The organism is Kitasatospora sp. cg17-2, from assembly GCF_054031055.1.
In genome coordinates this window covers 1545725-1564915 of the sequence record NZ_CM132923.1, presented here as the reverse complement: position 1 = coordinate 1564915, position 19191 = coordinate 1545725, and the positions used below count along the sequence as shown (strand labels likewise).

16 protein-coding genes are annotated in these 19191 nt (G+C 75.0%); 6 read left to right on the top strand and 10 right to left on the bottom strand.

Features of this window, described 5'->3' with window-relative positions; all coding sequences use genetic code 11:
- Positions 1-118: 118 nt before the first annotated feature.
- From ACW14Y_RS06210 to ACW14Y_RS06180, 7 genes are all read right to left on the bottom strand, one after another.
- On the bottom strand, positions 119-664 hold the full coding sequence (locus ACW14Y_RS06210) for a copper chaperone PCu(A)C (protein WP_380440166.1): 546 nt from the start codon (positions 662-664) through the stop codon (positions 119-121).
- Positions 661-2922, bottom strand: coding sequence for a heavy metal translocating P-type ATPase (locus tag ACW14Y_RS06205; protein ID WP_456988076.1), 2262 nt, complete (start codon positions 2920-2922; stop codon positions 661-663). The genes ACW14Y_RS06210 and ACW14Y_RS06205 overlap by 4 nt, the downstream gene beginning before the upstream one ends.
- Before the next feature lie 53 nt (positions 2923-2975).
- Positions 2976-3134, bottom strand: coding sequence for a hypothetical protein (locus ACW14Y_RS06200; protein WP_159425115.1), 159 nt, complete (start codon positions 3132-3134; stop codon positions 2976-2978).
- A gap of 154 nt (positions 3135-3288) precedes the next feature.
- Positions 3289-5367: a TerD family protein gene (locus ACW14Y_RS06195; RefSeq protein ID WP_380440184.1), complete on the bottom strand. Its 2079-nt coding sequence runs from the start codon at positions 5365-5367 to the stop codon at positions 3289-3291.
- A 277-nt stretch (positions 5368-5644) separates the two neighbouring features.
- Positions 5645-8008 (bottom strand): lamin tail domain-containing protein, encoded by a 2364-nt coding sequence (locus ACW14Y_RS06190; protein WP_456986143.1) that lies wholly within the window; start codon positions 8006-8008, stop codon positions 5645-5647.
- Between the two features lie 222 nt (positions 8009-8230).
- The gene (locus tag ACW14Y_RS06185) at positions 8231-8656 is read right to left on the bottom strand and encodes a PPOX class F420-dependent oxidoreductase (RefSeq protein ID WP_380302654.1); all 426 of its coding nucleotides are present in this window, start codon (positions 8654-8656) and stop codon (positions 8231-8233) included.
- 67 nt (positions 8657-8723) lie between these two features.
- Entirely contained in the window at positions 8724-10229 is a 1506-nt protein-coding gene (locus tag ACW14Y_RS06180) for a D-alanyl-D-alanine carboxypeptidase family protein (RefSeq protein ID WP_456986142.1), read from the bottom strand.
- 244 nt (positions 10230-10473) lie between these two features.
- Here ACW14Y_RS06180 and ACW14Y_RS06175 point away from each other — a divergent pair, with 244 nt between their 5' ends.
- The 3 genes from ACW14Y_RS06175 to ACW14Y_RS06165 all read left to right on the top strand — a co-directional run bounded on the left by ACW14Y_RS06175 (position 10474) and on the right by ACW14Y_RS06165 (position 13186).
- Positions 10474-11784 (top strand): MFS transporter, encoded by a 1311-nt coding sequence (locus ACW14Y_RS06175; protein WP_380388213.1) that lies wholly within the window; start codon positions 10474-10476, stop codon positions 11782-11784.
- Between the two features lie 10 nt (positions 11785-11794).
- Positions 11795-12034, top strand: a complete 240-nt coding sequence (locus tag ACW14Y_RS06170; protein ID WP_360020841.1) for a hypothetical protein — start codon at positions 11795-11797, stop codon at positions 12032-12034.
- Positions 12035-12190: 156 nt separating this feature from the next.
- The gene (locus ACW14Y_RS06165) at positions 12191-13186 is read left to right on the top strand and encodes an alpha/beta fold hydrolase (protein WP_380302648.1); all 996 of its coding nucleotides are present in this window, start codon (positions 12191-12193) and stop codon (positions 13184-13186) included.
- 84 nt (positions 13187-13270) lie between these two features.
- Here the strand turns inward: ACW14Y_RS06165 and ACW14Y_RS06160 are convergent, their stop codons facing one another.
- The 3 genes from ACW14Y_RS06160 to ACW14Y_RS06150 form a co-directional block, all read right to left on the bottom strand.
- A complete protein-coding gene (locus ACW14Y_RS06160) occupies positions 13271-14800 on the bottom strand; it encodes a VWA domain-containing protein (RefSeq protein WP_456986141.1) in 1530 nt (509 codons plus the stop codon).
- A complete protein-coding gene (locus ACW14Y_RS06155; RefSeq protein WP_327072602.1) occupies positions 14797-15669 on the bottom strand; it encodes an AAA family ATPase in 873 nt (290 codons plus the stop codon). Before ACW14Y_RS06155 ends, ACW14Y_RS06160 begins: the two co-directional genes overlap by 4 nt.
- Positions 15670-15887: 218 nt before the next feature.
- Positions 15888-16562: a Tat pathway signal sequence domain protein gene (locus ACW14Y_RS06150; RefSeq protein WP_266276952.1), complete on the bottom strand. Its 675-nt coding sequence runs from the start codon at positions 16560-16562 to the stop codon at positions 15888-15890.
- A gap of 503 nt (positions 16563-17065) precedes the next feature.
- Between ACW14Y_RS06150 and ACW14Y_RS06145 the strand changes: the two genes are divergently transcribed.
- The 3 genes from ACW14Y_RS06145 (at position 17066) to ACW14Y_RS06135 (ending at position 19161) form a co-directional block, all read left to right on the top strand.
- On the top strand, positions 17066-17815 hold the full coding sequence (locus ACW14Y_RS06145; protein ID WP_380302642.1) for a TetR/AcrR family transcriptional regulator: 750 nt from the start codon (positions 17066-17068) through the stop codon (positions 17813-17815).
- Between the two features lie 138 nt (positions 17816-17953).
- Positions 17954-18610: a DUF6230 family protein gene (locus ACW14Y_RS06140; protein ID WP_380302640.1), complete on the top strand. Its 657-nt coding sequence runs from the start codon at positions 17954-17956 to the stop codon at positions 18608-18610.
- 53 nt (positions 18611-18663) lie between these two features.
- Positions 18664-19161 (top strand): DUF6114 domain-containing protein, encoded by a 498-nt coding sequence (locus tag ACW14Y_RS06135; protein WP_380388246.1) that lies wholly within the window; start codon positions 18664-18666, stop codon positions 19159-19161.
- The last annotated feature ends 30 nt before the right edge of the window (positions 19162-19191 follow it).

Below are 19191 nucleotides of genomic sequence, written 5' to 3'. Positions count from 1 at the left end.
GTCACCGGGTGGGGTGTCACCGTCCGGGGTGTCACCGGGTGGGCCACCGACCCTCGACGCGAGTGGCCCACCCGGTGGGTCCGAGGAGGCCGGACGGGGGGCCGGGCCTCCTCGGAGTTCAGCTGCGGCGGCCGCCGGGCGGGCGGACCTCCGCCTTGACCTTCTGCTCGGGGCTGTTGCGGAAGGTCAGGGTGAACTCCACCCACTGGCCGACCTTCAGCGCGGGCGGATTTATGATCATGAGATCCGCGTCCTCCGGGGACATGGCCAGCTCCCCGCGCTCGGGGACCTCCAGGGCCGTGACCGGCGCCCAACTGCCCGCCGCGCCCTGGTGCAGATGCCGCTTCAGGGTCACCTTGCCACCGAACTCCCAGCTGGCGCCAGTGAGTTCGTCCGGTATGTCACCGGGGTTGCGGACCGTGAAGAAGGCCGCGGTGGACGGGACCCCGCCCGCCGACGGCAGGAGCAGCCAGCCCGGCCCGACCTCGACCGGGCGCGCCGTGCCCGCACCGCCGATCGCCGTCCAGCCGGACAGCAGCGCCAGCGCCACCAGGGCGGCCCCGACCGGCGGTCCGGCCACCTTCAGCCGCTCGACCGTCCTTGCTCGTCCGGCCGGCTTCGACCGCTCGACCGTCCGGTCCCCGGCCGAGGGCCGTCCGCTCACCACGCCGCACCCGCCGAGCGCCGCGCCCGGGCAGGCCGTGGGGACCGACCGCCCCCGGGTTCGTCCGCCGTGCCCCGCCCCGGGCGCCAGGTCCGCAGCCGCAGGCTGTTGCCCACCACCAGCAGCGAACTCAGCGACATCGCCACCGCCGCCAGCATCGGGTTCAGCAGCCCCACCGCCGCCAGCGGGATCAGCACCACGTTGTAGCCGAACGCCCACACCAGATTGGTCCGGATCGTCCCCAGGGTGCGCCGGGCCAGCCGGACGGCGTCCACCACCGCCTCGATGTCCCCGCGCACCAGGGTCAGCCCGGCCGCGCCGATCGCCGCGTCACTGCCCGAGGCGAGCGCCACCCCCAGGTCCGCCGAGGCCAGCGCCACCGCGTCGTTGACGCCGTCGCCGACCACCGCGACGGTCCGTCCGGCGGCCCTCAGCTCGGCCACCACCTCCGCCTTGTGCTCCGGGGAGGCCGACGCGTGCACCCGCTCGATGCCCAGCTCCTCCGCGACCGCGCGCGCCGCCCCCGGACCGTCGCCGGTCAGCAGCACCGGCTCCAGGCCCATGCCGCGCAGCCGGTGCAGCGCGCGCCAGCTGCCCGAACGCAGCGTGTCGCCGACCGCCAGCACCGCCACCGGGAGGCCGTCCAACTCCACCACCACCGGCGTGCGGCCCGCCGCCGAGGCGTCCGCGAGCGCCGCCGTAAGCTCGGCCGGCAGCGGCTCCCCGGCCTCGTCCGGGCGGACCACCCGCACCGCGATCCCCTCGACCTCGCCGGACACCCCGACCCCGGTGGTGGCCGCGAAACCGGCCACCACCGGAAGGGGGTCGGAGCCGCACCGGGCTCGGGCCGCCCCCACGACGGCCCGCCCGACAGGGTGCTCCGAACGGTGCTCGACGGCTCCCGCGAGCCGCAGCACCCGCTCCTCGTCGACACCCGCGCCGGCGGCCACGACCACCGTCGCGAGCTCCATCCGACCGGTGGTCAGGGTGCCGGTCTTGTCCAGCACCACGGTGTCGACCCGGCGCAGGCTCTCCAGCACCTCCGGGCCGCGGACCAGCACGCCCAGCTCGGCGCCCCGCCCGGTCGCCGCCAGCAGCGCGGTCGGCGTGGCCAGGCCCAGCGCGCACGGACAGGCCACCACCAGCACGGCGACCGCCGCCGTCACCGCCGCCTGCGGGTCGGCGCCCGCGCCCAGCCAGAAGCCGAGCACGCACACCGCCACCGTCAGCACACAGGGCACGAACACCCCGGCGACGGTGTCCGCCAGCCGCTGCGCCCGCGCCTTGCCCGCTTGGGCGTCCGCCACCAGCGCGGTGATCCGGGCCAGTTGGGTGTCCGCGCCGACCGCCGTCGCCCGCACCACCAGCGCCCCGCCGACGTTCACCGTGGCGCCCGCCACCCGGTCGCCCGGCCCGACCTCCACCGGCACCGACTCGCCGGTCAGCAGGCTCAGGTCGAGCGCCGAACCGCCCTCCACCACCAGTCCGTCGGTGGCCACCCGCTCACCCGGACGGACCACGAACTCCTGCCCCGGCAGCAGCTGTTCGATCGGCAGCAGCCGCTCCTCGCCGCTCCCGGGATCGCGGACGCACACCTGCTTGGCGCCCAGCTCGGCCAGCGCCCGCAGCGCGGAACCGCTGCGCCGCCGCACCCTGCCCTCCAGCAGCCGCCCGGCCAGCACGAACAGCGGCACGCCGACGGCCGCCTCCAGGTAGACGTGCGCGGTGCCGCCGCCGTCCGCGGTCAGCGAGAACGGCATCCGCATCCCGATCGCGCCCGCCCCGCCGAACAGCAGCGCGTACGCGGACCAGGCGAAGGAGGCGACCACGCCGAGGCTCACCAGGGTGTCCATGGTCGCCGCCGCGTGCCGCAGGCCCCGCAGCGCGCGGAGGTGGAAGCCGGCCGAACCCCAGCTCACCACCGGCAGCGCCAGCCCGAAGCAGACCCACTGCCAGCCCGGGAACTGCGCGGACGGCACCATCGACAGCACCAGTACGGGCACCGCCAGCAGCGCCGTCACCAGCAGCCGCCACCGCTCCCCGGCCTCCTCCGCCGCCGGCCCGGCGGACGGCACGCCCTCCGGCGCCAACTCGGCGGTGTATCCGGCCCGTTCGACGGCCGCGACCAACTCCTCCGGGCCCACCCCGGCCGGATGCAGCACCCGGGCCCGCCCGGTGGCGAGGTTCACCCCGGCACTGACGCCCTCGATCCGGGCCAGCCGCTTCTCGACCCGGCTCACACACGCCGCGCAGGTCATCCCGCCGACCGCCAGGTCGGTGGACACCAACGCCTCGGACTCCGCGGCCGCCCTCACCGGGCCGCCCCCATGTCGTGCCCCATTCCGGGCTTCCCGCCGCCTCCGCCACCGGGCGTCAGCCCGGGCGTCACCGGCCCGGCGCCGCGACCCACCGCGAACGCCACGACGAACACCACTACCAGCAGCAGGGCGAACCCCGCGAGCACACTCAACGGCCGGGCACCCGGCGACATCCCACTCACGCCCCACCAGTCGTGCCCCCACCCCGCCGGGTTCCCGCCCACCCCCAATGACCCGGATCACATCCCCCGTCCGGCCCAAGCCGGACCGAACGGGGGACGTGCGGGCCCGGTCCCCCCGAGGGCCCTACCCCCGGCGTGCCGTCCGCTGGTCGAGGTGCGCCAGCACCCCGGTGCGGAAGCGCTCCACGGCGGCGTCGACGCTCCGGATGAAGCCGCTCTCGGCGTTCCCCCGGGTGCTCCCCATGCTCTTGGACAGCGAGAGCCGGAAACCGGTGATCCGCGCGGAGTCCTTGGGCAGCAGGTCGCCCGGCTCCGGCCGCAGCTTCTCCAGGGTGCCGCGCGGGCCCGCCGCGGCACCGTCCGTGAGGGTCTCGATGTGCAGGTCGGCCGGGGCGTCGGCGAGCTGGCGGACCAGCCGCTTGACCCAGCTGAGCGGGTAGCCCTGCTCCGGGGCCGGGATCTCGGTGGAGGTCCGCAGCTTCCCGACCCGCAGGTCCGCCGCGATCGCGATGGTGCCGGGCGCGTCCTCGATCCTGATCTCCGCATTCAGGCGTCCGTCCGTGCAGAGCCGGTCGGCCAGCGCCGTCCGCCGGGCCCGGGGGTCCTCGCCGCGACCGGTGCGCTGGACCGGCAGCACCTTGACCCCGAGTTCGCCGCCGAGCTGGAGGCAGACCTGGCGGATCAGCCGCTCCCAGCTCTCCACCACCTGGGTGGCCCGCTCGTCGCCGGCGGCGAGCGTCTCGTCGTCGATGCCCTTGCGGACGGGCACCCAGGCCGGGCCCATGTTCTGGAAGCCGTGGCAGCCCGAGTTGTCGTGCTGGAGGTAGTGCAGCAGCTCCTGGAGCAGCCAGGCGTGGGCGGGATTGCCGACGCCCTCGTGACGGATCAGCATCTTCGCCTGGTACGCGACCTCGGCCCAGGAGAGGTGGCCGAGCAGCACCTTGTGCTTGCGCCGGCCGTCGATCTTGACCGGGACGAGCGGGCTGCCGTCGAGGGCGACGTCGTTGGAGAGGGTGATGACCGCCTCGTAGCCGCGCCGGGCGGCGATGTCCATGTAGTCCTGGACCTGCTCGGCCTTCAGCGGGTTGCCGTTGGTCTTGCTCTCGACCAGAGCGGTCCAGAGCCGTCCGGCGCGTTCGACGCGGATCACGCCGTCGGGCCGCTTGGGCGTCTCGCCGTGCGGGAGCGAGACCTCGGTGAAGGTCTCCGTCCGGCCGGCGGGGGCGCCGAAGGCGGCGGTCAGCCGTCGGCCGAACTCCGGGACCTGGGCCATCACGGAGAGCAGGACGGAGGTGGCGCGGACCTCGCGCTCGCGGTCGCGGTTGAGCGCGGTGGCGGGGAAGAGGCGGGCGGTGTTCCAGGCGTCGTTCTCGGCGAGCGAGGGCTTGGCGGCCTTGGGGAGCGTCACCTTCTTCCTGGCGGTGCGCAGCCGCTTGGGCGCGGCGGCTGCTGCGGCGGGAACGGCCTCGGGGGCGCCGGGCGTATCCGCCTCGGCCGGGGCGCCGCCGGAGGCCGGAGCGGCTTCCGTCCCCGGGGCCGTCACCGGCGGCTTGGCCATCGGGTCGGCCGTCGGGTCAGCCTGGGCGCTCGCGGCCTCCGCCTCCGTGTCCGCCGCGAGGTCGTGGGCCGGGGCCTCCTCGGTGGCGGCGTCGTCCTCGATCTCGATGCCGAAGTCCGTGGCGAGACCGGCGAGGCCGGTGTCGTAGCCCTGGCCGATGGCGCGGAACTTCCACTCCTGGTTGCGGCGGTAGATCTCACCGAAGACGAAGCCGCTCTCCGACTCCGCGTCGGTGATGGAGAAGCCGAGCAGCCGCTCGCCGCCGAGGTCGGCGAGTTCGAGCCGGAGGTTGTCCAACTGTCCGAACGGCGCCCGCTGGTGGCGGCTGGCGGCGATGACCAGCCGCTCGATGCCGTCCGGGACGGCCGTGAGGTCGAGCTGGATGCGGTCCTCGGTGCCGACCTCGGTGGGGCTCTGGCCGAGCAGCTGGACGCTGCCGTCCGCGGCGGTGGGGTTGTTGTAGAAGAAGAAGTCGGCGTTGTCGCGGACCTTGCCCTCGTCGGTCAGGAGGAGCACCGAGACGTCCGCGTCGCCCTCGCCCGAGGAACTGCTCCAGCCCAGGATCACGGTGACGGCGTCGACGCTCCCGCCGTTCTCGTTGCTCCCGCTCAGTGCGGAGAGTCCGACATTGGCGCCCTTGACCATTTCCTGCACGAATGTCCCCCAGAGGAGCAGGGCTGTGCCGTCGGCGTGGGCGCAGCCGCGAGTGGTGGTGCCGTCGGCTGTGCCCGGTCCGGCCAGCAGGGAGCCTAGCCGTTTGACCTGCTGGTGTGACCAGGTTTTGAGCAGATTGTGTGCACGCAATCGGATTGTCACCTTCGCGGGCACGGGGTCGTCGGCGTGGGGTCGTTGACAGGGCGCTGCCCCGGCGTCGGGGAGGTGGCGCCGGGGCAGCGGGGGTGCGGGTGCGGGGAGTGCGGTGTTACGGCAGCGGGATCCGGACCACCTGCGGGTCGTGGTCGCTCAGCTGGGTGGCGAACTCGCTGTTGAGGTGGACGATGTCGTAGCTGTAGGCGCGGGCCGCGAGTGCGGGGGAGATCAGGATGTGGTCGAGGACCTGGGAGTTGCCCTCGTAGACGTAGGTGTACCGCTCGGCGAGGGGGAGGGTGCGGGGGAGGTCGACCAGGGAGCCGCCGGCGGTGAGGAGGTCGGCGGTCTGGGAGAACTCGAAGTCGTTGAGGTCGCCGAGGACGATCACCGCGGCGTTCGGGTCGACGGCGAGGATCTGGTCGGTGAAGGTCTTGACCGCCGTGGCCTGCGCGTGGCGCTGGGTCTCGGACGGGTGGGACGGCTGCTGGTAGCGGCCGAAGAGGGGCTGGTCGCCGCCCTTGGAGTTGAAGTGGTTGGCGATCACGAACACCGGGCGGCCGTTCCAGCGGAACTCGCCCGCGAGCGGCTTGCGGCTGGAGTTGAAGGCGGTGTTGGTCGGGTCTATCCGGCCGGGGGAGTAGGCGAGGGCGGGGACGCCGCCGTTGTTGACCACGGAGTCGGCGGTGGTGGAGCCGGCGCCCGGGCGGTCGGTGAAGCTCAGGCCCCGGTCGGTGCGGTAGAGGAACACCTGGCGGATGTTGCCGCCGGGCTGGCCGCCGTCCTGGTCGTTGACCGGGTTGAGCTGGCGGTAGGAGTAGGCCGGGCCGCCGGCCGCGGTGATCGCGGCGGTGAGCTTGGCCAGGGTCTGGTCGGCGGCGACCACGCCGTTGTCGGTGGCGCCGGAGTTGTCCTGGATCTCCTCCAGGGCGACCAGGTCGGGCGAGCGCAGGTTGGTGACGACGGCGGCGGCGAGGCCGTCGAACTTGGCCTGCGGGTCGCTCGGCGCGAGGTTCTCGACGTTGAAGGTCGCCGTGGACAGCTCGCCGGCGGCCGGTGCGGCGGTGGTCTCCGGGGCGAGGCCGCCGGGGAGGACGGTCGGCGTGGCGGTGACCAGCAGCTTGAAGTTGCCGAAGGAGTAGTCGAGGACGCCGACGGTGGCGCCGGAGAGGGTGTCACCGACGTTGGCGGCCGGGGTCGGCGCGAGCACGTCGTCCAGCAGGACCCGCTCGGGGTTGCCGTCCGCGGCCTGGAGCAGGATGCCGCCGCGGGCGGTCCTGGTGGTGGAGCCCTGCGGGACGACCGGGATCTCGCCGACGGAGCTCCTCGGCCCGACCACCGCGGCGTTGTTCAGCTGGACCCGCATGCCCTCCAGCGACTCCCAGAAGTCCAGGCCGTCGGTGGCCGGCTGGAAGCCGCCGGCGGTCTCGACGTCGCCGGTGGTGACGCTGGAGATCACCGCGGCGGGCGGCACCCGGCCGCCGGCGCCGACCACGGTGGCGGCGGGCAGCGCCGCGTTGTGGGCGAGCACGGTGGTGGTGGGCGAGGTGAGTTCGGTGACCGTGAGGTTGGTGGCGCCGCCGGTGCCGCCGGGGCGGTACTCGCTGACGGTGCCGCCGACCTGGACGGAGTCGCCGACGGCCACGCCGGGCGCGCTCGCCGTGTAGACGTAGAGCGCCTCGCTGGTCGCCGGGTCGGCGTCGGGCTGCGGGTCCTGGAACCAGTAGCCGCTCGGGCCGACCGCGGTGACGACGCCGGGGACGCCGGTGACCGGCTGGCCCGCCAGCGGGGAGGTCCGGGCGGCGCCCTGGACGTCGCGGATCCGGGCGCCGCCCGTGCCGCCGCCGTAGCCGGAGTTGCGCGGGGTGCGGGCGGTGACGGCGAAGTCGGCCGCGTTGTTGTCGGTGTCGGTGGCGCCGCCGCCGGCCCGCACCGCCGCGGTGGTGTTGGCGAGGTTCCCGGTGGGGGAGCCCTCGGCGGAGGAGGCGGTCGTGCCGTAGCCGACGAAGTCCTTGACCCCGGGCTGTCCGGCGCAGCCTGTGGCGCAGGTCAGCGCGGTGGAGTTGGTAACCAGCGCGATCTTCCCGGCGTTGGCGCCCATCGCGATCGTGCCGGTGGCGTCCGGCGTCGGCAGGGCGGCGCCGGAACCGGCCCCGGCGGCCTCCTGCACCAGGTAGTACTTGCCGGGGGCGATGGTGCCCGACAGGGTGGTCCTCGACCAGGAGGACCCGGCCGCCGAGGCGTACTGGACGGTCCAGCCGGTGACGCTGACCGGGGTGGTGCCCCGGTTGTACAGCTCGACGAAGTCATTGAGGTACGGCGCGCCGGAGTTCCCGCCACCGCCGTACACCTGGCTGATGACGAGGTCCGGGGACACGGCCTGCGCGGTGCCGGCGGGCAGCGCGGTGAGCGCCGCGACGACGGTGGCGGCCGATGCCACCGCCAGTGCGCGGAGCCGGACTCGATCGGTTCGCCGCATGGGCGTCCTCCTGACGGGCGTGCAGCAGTGGATGGGCGGGCGCTGTGTGTTGTAGCAGCGCCACCCATGCCGTACCGCGCGCTCCGGCGAACGACCAGGCGTCCAACGGAAGAACGTTTTCCCTGGCATGAACCGGACGAGGATCCGCACGCGTCCTGGGGGACGTGGGGCGGAAGGGGCGTCGGGCCTCGGCCGTCGGTGGGCCTCGGCCGTCGGCGGCTCTCAGCCGTCGGTGAGGGTGATCCGGATGCCGATCGTGCCGCGCTCGCCGCGCCGCAGCCGGCTGCCGAGCACCGTCATGACACCGACCAGCCCGTACTTCTGCCGCAGCAGCGTCCGGTAGGCGGCGGTGCGCTCGGGGCCGAGGATCTCGGCGGTGGCCGGCACGGACTCACCGGTCGGATTGCCCCGGACGTCGCAGGGGCCCACCAGGACGTCCGGCCGGTTGCGGATCCGCTTCACCTTCCACGAGTCGGTGACGGTCCAGACGCCGAGCGCCTCCCCGTCACGCACCACCCACACCGGCGTCGGCACGGCGGTGCCGTCCTTCTTGAAGGTGGTGACCAGCAGGTAGCTGCCGGAGGAGAGGCTGACCAGGCGTTCGAGCCGTTCCTGCCGGTGCGGGTCGGGGTGGGGAGTGGCGCTCATGCGGGGCATTCTAGGGCCCGCCCGAGAAACGATCACCAGGAGCAGGGCCGGGCTTCAGGGCCGGGCCTCAGGGGCGGCGGCGGGTGGTGGTCGTGGTGAGGCGGGCGCGGGTGGAGCGGGCCAGGGAGCGGGCGCGGCGGGTGAGGCGGCGGCGGGTGCCGCCGCCCACCGCCGTGGCGCCGCCGACGGCGGTGGCGCCGCGGCGGGCGGGAGCGGCCGTCGTCCGGGCCGGTACGGAGTGGGCGATGCGCGGGGCGTAGTCCGGGCGCGGGGGGACCGGGACGCCGCCGGGGAGGACGGGGAGCGTGGGGAGCGCGGCCGCCGCGGTGTGCGGGCGCCGCCGGGTGCGCAGGCGACCGGCCGCCCAGAGGGCCAGCGCGGCGCCGAAGGCGAGTGCCGTCCAGCCGGCCGGGCCGAGGGCGTGGTCGGCCTGCTGGATGGCGTGCGGCAGCACACCGGAGGCCGGGGCCTCGGCGGCCGGGGCGGCGGACGCGCCGGGCCCGGTCTCCTCCTCGACGAGGCGTCCGACCGGCTCGACCTTGCCGGCCGCCGCGAAGCCCCAGTCCAGCAGCGCGGCCGCCTCGTCGTAGACCTTGGACTGCTGCTCCGGGTGCATCACCGTCACCAGCAGGGTGCGACCGTCGCGTTCGGCCGCTCCGGTGAAGGTGGCGCCCGCGTTGGTGGTGTAGCCGTTCTTCACCCCGATCAGGCCCGGGTACTTGCCCAGCAGGCGGTCCGTGTTGGCGATGTCGAACGCGGAGCGCTGCCCCGTCGCCTTGTCCACCGCGCCGGGGAAGCGGGCGGTGCGGGTCGCGCAGTAGCTGCGGAAGTCGGGGTTGCGCAGCCCGGCGCGGGCGAACAGCGTGAGGTCGTAGGCCGAGGAGACCTGGCCGTCCTGGTCGTAGCCCTCCGGGGAGACCACCCGGGTGTCCCGCGCCTGGAGGGCGGTCGCCCGGGCCTGCATCTGGGCGACGGTGCTGGCCAGGCCGCCGTTCATGTGGGACAGCACGTGCACGGCGTCGTTGCCGGAGGCGAGGAAGACGCCGCGCCAGAGGTCCTCGACCCGGTACGGCAGGTTCTCCTTGATGCCGACCAGGCTGCTGCCCGCGCCCAGCGCGGCGAGTTCGGCGGGAGCCACCTGGTGCTCCAGGGCGCGGTCGAACTTGGGCAGCACGGTGTCGGCGAACAGCATCTTGAGGGTGCTGGCGGGCGGCAGCGGGAGGTGGGCGTTGCGCGCGGCGAGCACCTCGCCGGTCGCGGCGTCGGCGATCAGCCAGGACCGCCCGGTGAGGGTGGCCGGCAGGTCGGGCGCCCCGGTCCGGGGCGCGACCTGGACGGCGGGCCGACCCAGCCGCTCACCGCCGACGACGGCGGCCGCGTCCTGGGCGGTCCCGGCACCCGCCGCCGCAGGAGCGGAGGAGGGGGAAGAGGAGGAGGGGGAAGAGGAGGACGGGGACGGGGCCGAGGACGCGGCGGGCGCGCCGGCCGCGAGGACCAGGACGGCGACGGCACCGGCCGCCGCCGGTCTCCCGGCCCGGGCGCGCCTGCTGACGTGGGGTGACCTCTGCTGCACACCGCGAACGTACCCGGACGGCCGCCGCGCCGCCCTGCCCGCTGCTCCGTCCGGGCCCTCCCGCACCGCGCGGCGGACTGGTACGGTACGGCCCATGTCCTCCCTCCGTGCGTAACAGGCCCGACGCGACCGCGCCCCGACCGATCGGGAACCGCGCGGCCCTCCGGTGTCCCCGTACGCACCTCCGGTGCCGCCCGCCGTGACCTCCCGGCCCGCGCACCGGACCTCCCTGAGGACGTCCACCGTGCCTTCCACCGCTTCCGCGCCTCCGCGCGACCCCTCCGCCCGCCCCGGCTACCGCGCCGTGCTCGGCGCCCCGCACGCCGGCCGCACCTTCGGCGCCGCGCTGCTCGGCCGCCTCTCCTACGGGGTGGTTCCGCTCGCCCTGCTGCTCACCGTCCGCGAGGCCACCGGCTCCTACTCCGCGGCCGGCGCGGCGATGGCCCTGTTCGCACTCGCCAGCGTCCTCCTCTCACCGGTCCGGGCCGGGCTGGTCGACCGCCACGGCCCCCGGCGGGTGCTGCCGCCGATGGCCGTGCTGTACGGCGCGCTGCTGCTCGCCGTGGTCGCGGCCACGGCCCGGCCGGGCGTCGCTCCGGCGGCGGTCGGCGCGCTCGTCGTCGCGGCGGGCGCCTGCACACCGCCGCTCGGTCCGGTGATGCGGACCTTCTGGCGGCGACTCCTGCCCGACCCGGCGCTTCTGCGCCGCGCGTTCAGCCTGGACGGGGTCGCGGAGGAACTGCTCTTCGTCACCGGGCCGTTGCTGGTCGGCCTGCTGCTCCCGGTCGTCGGCCCCGGTGGCGCCGTGGTCGTGGGCGCGGGGCTGCTGCTCGCCGGGGCCCTGCTGCTGGTCGCCTCGCCGGTGGCGGCGGGCGGACCGGGCGGACCGGGCGGACCGAGGGAGGCTGACGACCCCGACGCCGCAGCGCCGCCGGCCGGGCGCCGTCGCCGGACACCGCTCGGCGGCGGACGGGCGCTGCGCGCCGCGGTGCTCGCGTCCGCGGTGACCGGGCTGGCGCTGGGCGCGCTGGACCTCATGGTGCTCGCCTTCGCCGAGGACCGGGGGCGGCCGGAGGCGGTGGGCTGGATCCTGGCCGCGCTGTCCGCCGGCAGCGCCGTGGGCGGCCTCGGGCTGGGCGCGCTGGACCGGCCGGTGTCCAACGCCGTCCGGCTGCCGCTGTTCACCGCCGGCCTGGGCCTGGCGCTGGCCGCCGCCGGGCTGGCACCCGGCCCGGTCGTGCTCGGCGTGGCCGCCGGGGTCGCGGGGTTCTTCGTCTCGCCCGCCCTCACCACCTCCTACCTGGTCGCGGACGAGGCGGTCGCGCCGGAGGCCAGGACCAGGGCCGGCGCCTGGGTGAACACCGCCGTGAACGCCGGTTCGGCCGTCGGCGGCGCGGGCGCGGGCCTGCTGGTCGGGCACCTGCCGCTGCCGCTCTGCTTCGCCCTGGCCGCCGCCCCGGCGCTCGCCGCCGTGCCCGTGCTGCTGCGGATGCGCGACTTTGGTGGCTCCCGGTCGCGCCGAAAGGCGGATCCCGTCGGCGAACCGGCTGCCTAACGTCGGGATCATGAAGAACCTGCTGGGATTCGTGAGCTTCGTCCTGATCGTCGGCGGCATCAACGGCCTCCTCGTCGACCACCTGTGGGGCCTGCACGTCTTCGGCTTCGTCCGCTATCTCGTCCCCGCCGACCACCGGACCGTCGGTTACTTCGTGCTGATCGCGGTGGGCGCCCTGCTGGCCGCCGCGACGGCGCTGCTCGACCGGCGGGAGGGCGGGGGCCGGACGCGGCGCGACAGCGGGGACTGAAGCGGGCGGGGCGCGACAGCGGGGACTGAAGCGGGCGGGGCGCGAACGGGGCGCGGACAGGGCCACCGCCAGGGGCTTCCCGGACGGGCGGCGGGGAACGAACGGTCGGCCGCCGCCCGTTCTGCCGGGTGACGCGTCGTCGACGAGGAGGGCCGCATGACCAAGCAGGCGTACGGGCATATCGCGCACCGTCAGGTCGAGGTGAACGGAGTCCGGCTGCACGTCGCCGAACAGGGGGAGGGGCCACTGGTCCTGCTGCTGCACGGTTTCCCCGAGAGCTGGTACTCCTGGCGGCACCAGTTCGCCCCGCTCGCCGAGGCCGGCTACCGCGTGGTCGCCGTCGACCAGCGCGGCTACGCCCGCAGCGAGCAGCCCGAGTCGGTCGACGCGTACACCCTGCTGCACCTGGTCGGCGACGTCACCGCGCTGATCGGCGCCCTCGGCGAGGAGAGCGCCGTCCTGGTCGGCCACGACTGGGGCGCCCCGGTCGCCTGGAGCACGGCCGCGCTCCGCCCCGACCTGGTGCGCGGGGTGGCGGGGCTGAGCGTCCCGCCGCTGCCCACCCTCGGCCTGCCGCCGCTGGCCCAGGCCAGGGAGCGGTTCGGCGAGGGCTTCTACCAGATCTACTTCCAGCGCCCCGGCGTCGCGGACGCCGAGCTCGGCCGGGACCCGCACTCGACGTTCCGCCGGATGCTGTCCAGTGGCGCCGGCGCCCGGCCGGACGGCGGGGGACCCCGGGCCTGGGTGATCCGCGAGGGACAGACCCTGCTGGACAGCGTCCCCGAGCCCGAGAAGCTGCCGCACTGGCTCTCCGAGGCGGACATCGAGGCGTTCGTCGCCGACTACGCCGAGCACGGCGAGCGGGCGTTCACCGGTGGTCTCAACTGGTACCGCAACATCGACCGGAACAACGAACTGCTCGCCGGGCTGGCCGGGCGGCCGGTGGAGGTGCCCGCCCTCTACGTGGCGGGGGACCAGGACATGGTGATGGCCCTGATCCCCGAGGAGGCGATGCGCGGACTGCTGGAGCGCCTGGCGCCGAAGCTCTACCGGCGGGTCACGCTCCCGGGCGTCGGTCACTGGACCCAGCAGGAGAGCCCGGCGGAGGTCAACGCGGCCCTGCTCGACTTCCTCGGCCAGCTGGACGGCTGAGGCGCTGGACGGCTGCGGCGTCGGACGGCTGAGGCGCCGGACGGCGATCGGGGGCGGAGCCTCGGCCCCGCCCCCGGCGCCCCCTCAGACCGGCAGCAGCCGGGCGACGAACTCGCCCAGCCGGCGGGCGTTGCGGCAGCAGTGCATCGGCACCACCTCGGCGTAGGCGGGAGCGGCGGAGTCGCCGGTGCCCCAGAGCGAGGGCTGCTCCGGGTTGAGCCAGTGCACCTGGCGGGCGCGGGCCGCGATCAGCCGCAGGGCGAGCAGGTGCGGGTCCCGGTAGTTGTTGCGGGCGTCGCCGAGGATCAGGACGGCGGTCCGCGGACCCACGGCGTCCAGGTGGCGTTCGGCGAACTCGCCGAGGGCCGAGCCGTAGTCGCTGTTGCCGTGGTGGCCCATCACCTTGGCCTCGGTGAGGATCCGCCGGGCCAGCGCGGCCGGGTCGCCGCCGCCGCGGGTCAGCAGGTCCGTCACCTCGGCGGTGCGGTTGACGAACGCGAACACCCGGACCTTGCTGAACTGGTCGCGCATCGCCTGGACCAGCAGCAGGGTGAAGTCGGAGAAGCCCGCCACCGAGCCGGAGACGTCGCAGAGCAGGACGAGTTCGGGCCGGGCGGGGCGGCGCAGCCGGTGGGCCGGGCGCAGCGGGACGCCGCCGGTGGAGAGCGAGCGGCGCAGGGTGCGGCGCAGGTCGATCCGCCCGCGTGCGGCCCGGCGTCGGCGCGCGGCCAGCCGGGTGGCCAGTTTGCGGGCCAACGGGTGCACGGTGCGGCGGAGTTCGGCGAGCTGGTCGCGGCCGGCGGTGAGGAAGTCGATCCGGTCGGGGCTGGGCGCGACGGCCCGTTCGGCGAGGCGCTCGGTGCCGCGGAGCTCGGCCGCGCGTCGGCGCGCCTCGGTGGCGACCAGGGCGCGGAAGCCCTGGATGCGGCGGCGGATCTCGTCGGGCAGGACGTGGTCGGCGAGGTCGGGCGCGGCGGGGTCCGGTCCGGCGTCGGCGGAACCGGCACTCGCACCGGCGCGCAGGGCCGCGAGCACCCGCGCCAGCAGGGTCTCCGGCGCGAGCCGGCCGAGGGTCTGGTAGGCCGACCAGCCGTCGTTGCCGGGCCGGCCGGCGGCTCCGGCGCCGCCGTAGCGGCCGAACGCCGCCACCGCCTCGCCGGCGAGCCCGGCCAGGGCGGCCCGGTCGTCGGCGGCGAGCGCCGCGACCAGCCGCGCCCGGAGGTCCTCGCGGAGCGCGGCAGGGTCCTGCTCCGGGCCCGCGAGGTCGGCGGGAGCCGGTGCGTCGGGGTCGGCCGTGTGCGCGGCCTGCTGCGCCGAGGCCCGGCGCACCGCCTCCGGATCGCCGACGCCGAGCGGGAAGAACAGGTCGAAGGCGGCGTCGAAGACCCCGCGCTGCCCGTCGGTGCGCAGCAGCGCGGCGGCGAGTCCGGCCCGGACCTGCTCGCGCTCGGCGAGGCCGAGGACGGCCAGGACCGCCGCGGCGTCGACCGTCTCCGAGGGCCCGATCCGCAGGCCGTGGGTGCGCAGGGAGCGCACGAAGGCGGTCAGCCGGGCGGCGAGGTCCGCGGGGGCACTGGGTGCACCGGGGGCACCGGACGGGGGCGGGACGGTCATGCGAGGGTGAGCTTCTGGGCGGCCTTCAGCACGTCGTCCTGGTGCTTGAGGACGACCCCGAGGGTGGCCCGGACGACCGTCTCGTCCAGGGTGTCGGCGCCGAGTGCGAGCAGGGTGCGGGCCCAGTCGACCGTCTCGGCGACCGAGGGGGCCTTGCGCAGTTCCAGTGCCCGCAGCGCGCCGACCACCCGGACCAGCGAGTCGGCCAGCGCCGCGTCCAGCCCGGGGACGCGCAGCCGGACGATCCGGCGCTCCAGTTCGGCCTCCGGGTAGTCGAGGTGGAGGAAGAGGCAGCGGCGGCGCAGCGCCTCGGAGAGTTCCCGGGTGGCGTTGGAGGTGAGCAGGACGAAGGGGCGGCGGGTGGCCGTGATGGTGCCGAGTTCGGGCACGGTGACCTGGTAGTCGCTGAGCACTTCGAGCAGCAGCGCCTCGACCTCGACGTCGGCCTTGTCCATCTCGTCGATGAGCAGCACGGTCGGTTCGTCGCCGCGAATGGCGGTGAGCAGCGGGCGGGTGAGCAGGAACTCCTCGCCGAAGATGTCGGTGCGGGCGGCGTCCCAGCCCTCGTCCCGTCCGGCGGTGATCCGCAGCAACTGCTTGGCGTGGTTCCACTCGTAGAGGGCGCGGGACTCGTCGATGCCCTCGTAGCACTGGAGCCGGACCAGCCGGGCCCGGCCGAGCGCGGCGACGGCCTTGGCGAGTTCGGTCTTGCCGACGCCGGCCGGGCCCTCGACCAGGAGCGGCTTGCCGAGCCGGTCGGCGAGGAAGACGGTGGTGGCGACCTCGGTGGAGGCCAGGTAGCCGACCTCGGCCAGCCGTTCGGCCGTGTCGGCCACCGACTCGAAGAACTGCGTGCCCTCGCCGACCATGCCTGCCCCGCATCCCCGTGGTCCGGTGTCCGTCGCCAGCACCCTACCCGTGGGTCACTTCGCTGTCCCGGCTCCCCGGTTCCCCGGTTCCCCGGCTCCCCGGCCCCGGGAACCGGGTGGAGCCGGTGGGGCGGGGTGCGGCGGCCGCCGCACCCCGCCCGGTGCTCTACCGGCCCCGGTGCTCTACCGGCCCCGGCGGTCGGGCCGGGCCGGGAGGGTCAGTTGATGTAGACGTGCGGGCTGCCGGCCACCGAGCTGTCCTTCACCGGCCCGTAGGTGGCGCTGAAGTACCCGGTCGCGAAACAGGTGCTCGGACCGGAGACCTTGGGCAGGGCCTGGGCGTTGAAGCCGATGGTCTGGCCGACGTTGCTGGTGGTGCCGCTGATGCCGGCGGGGGCGCGGTAGACGCAGGTGATGGTGCCGAGGATGGTCTTCAGCACGACCGTGGTCTGGAGCGGCCCGACGGCGGTGGGGTCGAGCGAGACCGGGTTGCCGGGGGCGTCGCTGACCGAGTTGGTGTAGGGCAGGTTGTTGACGGTGATGCTCTGCACGGAGGTCACGCCGATGACGTTGGCGGTGCAGGAGCCGAAGGTCTGGGTGTTGAGCTGCTCGGTGGCCACCCCGGGCGCGGCCGGGTTGTTGGTGACGGTCGCCGAGAAGGACGAGGCGGCGCACTTGATGCCGCTCGTCCCGGTGGCGGTGGAGTAGAAGGTGGCGAAGCTGCCGGACACCAGGTCGGCGGTGAGCACGTCGCCGACGGCGATGTTGGGCCCGCCCACCGAGGTGTGGGTGAGCACGGCGGAGCCGGCGGCCTGGGCGGGGGTCGTGGTGCCGGCGGCCAGCACCGCGGCGGCGGCGAGGGCGGTGGCTCCGAGGGTACGGCGGATGCGCATGAGGGTGTGCCTCTCCGGGCGAGTCGGGTGGGGGAGCCCGTGCGGTCGGTGTGGGGGTGCGCGCGGCATCGTCGGCCGCGGCCCGGCCAGTACGGGGGAGGGTGTGCGGGGTGGGGCGCCGCGAACGGCGACTCGGCGGGCCCGGCGCCACGGGCCCGCCCGTACGGCGCGGTACCGGCGGCACGACGCTGTGTCGGCGGGTACGACGCGGCCTGTTCCGGCCGGAACGAACCGGCCGGGTACGGCTGAGTACGGCGGGGTACGGCGAGGTGGAACGGTCCAGCGCACGTGCGGGAGTGCAGGGTGCACGTCGGCGGCTGCCACCGCCGGGCATGCGTTCGCCATACTGAGCAGTCGGAACGCGTGCGGGCTTCCGGCGGTCTCGGCCGCGAATTGGAAACCCGCCAGTGTTGTAAACCTGATGTCGCGCCAATGTCAAGGCAATGCACAGGAGTTGGGGACAGAAGATGGCAATGGACCCGGATCTCCGTGGGAATGCCGACGTGGTCCTGATCCCCGGTGCGCGCACCGGGCGCGACCCGGCCCGCTCGATCAAACGCGGCCCGAGCCGGCTGCCGCCCGGGGTGGTCGCGGCGACCCAGCGGGAGCGGCTGCTCGACGGGCTGGTCCACACGGTGGCGCAACACGGGTACCAGCGCGCCACGGTGAGCGACATCTGTCGCGCCGCCGGGGTGACCAGACCGGTCTTCTACGAGCTGTTCAGCGGCAAGGAGGACGCCTTCCTCGCCGCCCACCGGCACGGCACCGGGGTGGTGGTCCGGCGGATGGCGCGGGCGTTCGCCGCCTCGCCGGACTGGTGCAGCGGGATCCGCGAGGCGCTCCGGGCGATGCTCGGACTGCTGGCCGGGGTACCGGCCTTCGCGACCATGGCGGTGATCGAGCTGGACGCGGTCGGCCCGGCCGGGCGCCGCGAACGGGACCAGCTCCTGATCAGGTTCCGGGCGTTCTTCGCCGAGATCCCCGAACTCCCGGACGGCATCGGGGCGGAGGCGATGGTGGACGCGGTGGTCGGCGGCGTCTACTCCACCCTCCAGCGCTGCATCGACACCGACCGCACCGCCGAACTCCCGGACCTGCTGCCCACCTTGAGCCTGTTCTGCCTGGCGCCCTTCCTCGGTCCGGCCGAGGCCGCACGCCGTCTGGCCTCGGGCGGGCCGGTGCCGGAACGGGGCCGGGGAGCGGACGATGATCCTTCGTGCACCCGTATTGACCCGGTCAATACCGGGCAGTAGCTTCCCAGTTACCCACTGCGGCCCGACCGGTCCGCCCCGCTGCCGAGGGGTGGTCCTCCGCTGCCGTGCCGCAGAACGCTGTCCGCGCCAGGACAACGTGCCAGTGCCTGCCCGTCCCCACCACCCGAGGGAGCACACATGGCCACGTCCGAGGACGCCGCCCACCCGATCGAGAGCACCCCGGCACCCGCGTCACCCGGCCAGGACAGAGGCCGGGTCCGGCTGAGGCGCACCGCGCTGATGGCCGTCCCCGCCGTCGCCGCCGGCGCGGTGCTGATGGCCCTGACCGCGCAGGGCGTGCTCGCCGCCCAGTTCGACATATCCGGCATGCCGTTCGTCGTCACCGCCGACAGCCTGGACGGCGTCGGCTTCGAGCAGTTCGGCAGCCTGGACCACATGATCAAGGACAGTCCCAACGCCGGTGACACCGGCGGCCAGGTGCTGGTCGCGGTCTCGGCGATCAAGGAGGCCTCGCTCACCAAGCTGTGCCAGAGCGTCGAGCTCGGCGGTATCAACCTGCTGATCAGGGCCGGTGACGCCGGGACGCCCGTCACCGCCACCGACCTCACCACCGACTCCGATCTGCTCACCGGCGACGCGGAGTTCAAGAACATCGAGATCGGCGGCGACGCCAGCACCTACACCAAGGCCGGCGTCCAGGGCCTGCCCGGGGTCTTCGGCCAGCAGGCCGACACGGTCAAGATCCGCAACCTCCGGCAGCACAACTACGCCACCACCGCGGGCGCCTTCAAGCTGCCCAACCTCCGGCTGAGCTTCAGCTCCGAGGGCTGCTGACGGTGGCGGGACCCGAGCCGGAGACGCCGGCGGAGGCGGAGGCGGTGGCCGACGTGCAGGCCGATGCGCAGGCGGGATCCGAGGTACAGGCGGGATCCGAGGTACAGGTCGAGCCGAAGGCCCGGGCGGGTGCGGTCGCCCGGGCCCGGCGGGCCTGGCGGGGCTGGCGCGGCCGGCGGCCGTTCTGGGGCGGCGTGCTGGTCCTGTTCGGCGGCGCCGAGATCCTCTTCACGCTGCGCGCCCCGCTGCCCATCGTCCTGCACATCGGGATCCAGGGGCTGGCCGGCTACCTCGTCCCGGCGGTGATGGTGCTCTGCGGCCTGCTGATCCTCTTCAACCCGGCCCAGCGGCTGTTCTACTCGATCCTCGCCGTGCTGGCCTCGCTGGGCAGTTGGCTCACCTCCAACCTCGGCGGTTTCCTGCTCGGGATGCTGTTCGGCGTGATCGGCAGCTGCCTCGCCTTCGGGTGGCTGCCGGACCAGCCCCCGCGCCGCCGCTGGCTGCGCCGGGACCGGACCGGACGCAAGGCCGCCGACCCGGCCGGCGTCTGAGGGAGCCGTGGCGGGCGCCGGTCGCGGCCG

Coding starts and splice junctions, on each gene's coding strand:
- ACW14Y_RS06205 (WP_456988076.1), bottom strand. CDS start 2,922: ATGACCTGCGCGGCGTGTGTGAGCCGGGTCGAGAAGCGGCTGGCCCGG.
- ACW14Y_RS06195 (WP_380440184.1), bottom strand. CDS start 5,367: ATGGTCAAGGGCGCCAATGTCGGACTCTCCGCACTGAGCGGGAGCAAC.
- ACW14Y_RS06190 (WP_456986143.1), bottom strand. CDS start 8,008: ATGCGGCGAACCGATCGAGTCCGGCTCCGCGCACTGGCGGTGGCATCG.
- ACW14Y_RS06185 (WP_380302654.1), bottom strand. CDS start 8,656: ATGAGCGCCACTCCCCACCCCGACCCGCACCGGCAGGAACGGCTCGAA.
- ACW14Y_RS06170 (WP_360020841.1), top strand. CDS start 11,795: ATGAAGAACCTGCTGGGATTCGTGAGCTTCGTCCTGATCGTCGGCGGC.
- ACW14Y_RS06165 (WP_380302648.1), top strand. CDS start 12,191: ATGACCAAGCAGGCGTACGGGCATATCGCGCACCGTCAGGTCGAGGTG.
- ACW14Y_RS06160 (WP_456986141.1), bottom strand. CDS start 14,800: ATGACCGTCCCGCCCCCGTCCGGTGCCCCCGGTGCACCCAGTGCCCCC.
- ACW14Y_RS06155 (WP_327072602.1), bottom strand. CDS start 15,669: ATGGTCGGCGAGGGCACGCAGTTCTTCGAGTCGGTGGCCGACACGGCC.
- ACW14Y_RS06150 (WP_266276952.1), bottom strand. CDS start 16,562: ATGCGCATCCGCCGTACCCTCGGAGCCACCGCCCTCGCCGCCGCCGCG.
- ACW14Y_RS06140 (WP_380302640.1), top strand. CDS start 17,954: ATGGCCACGTCCGAGGACGCCGCCCACCCGATCGAGAGCACCCCGGCA.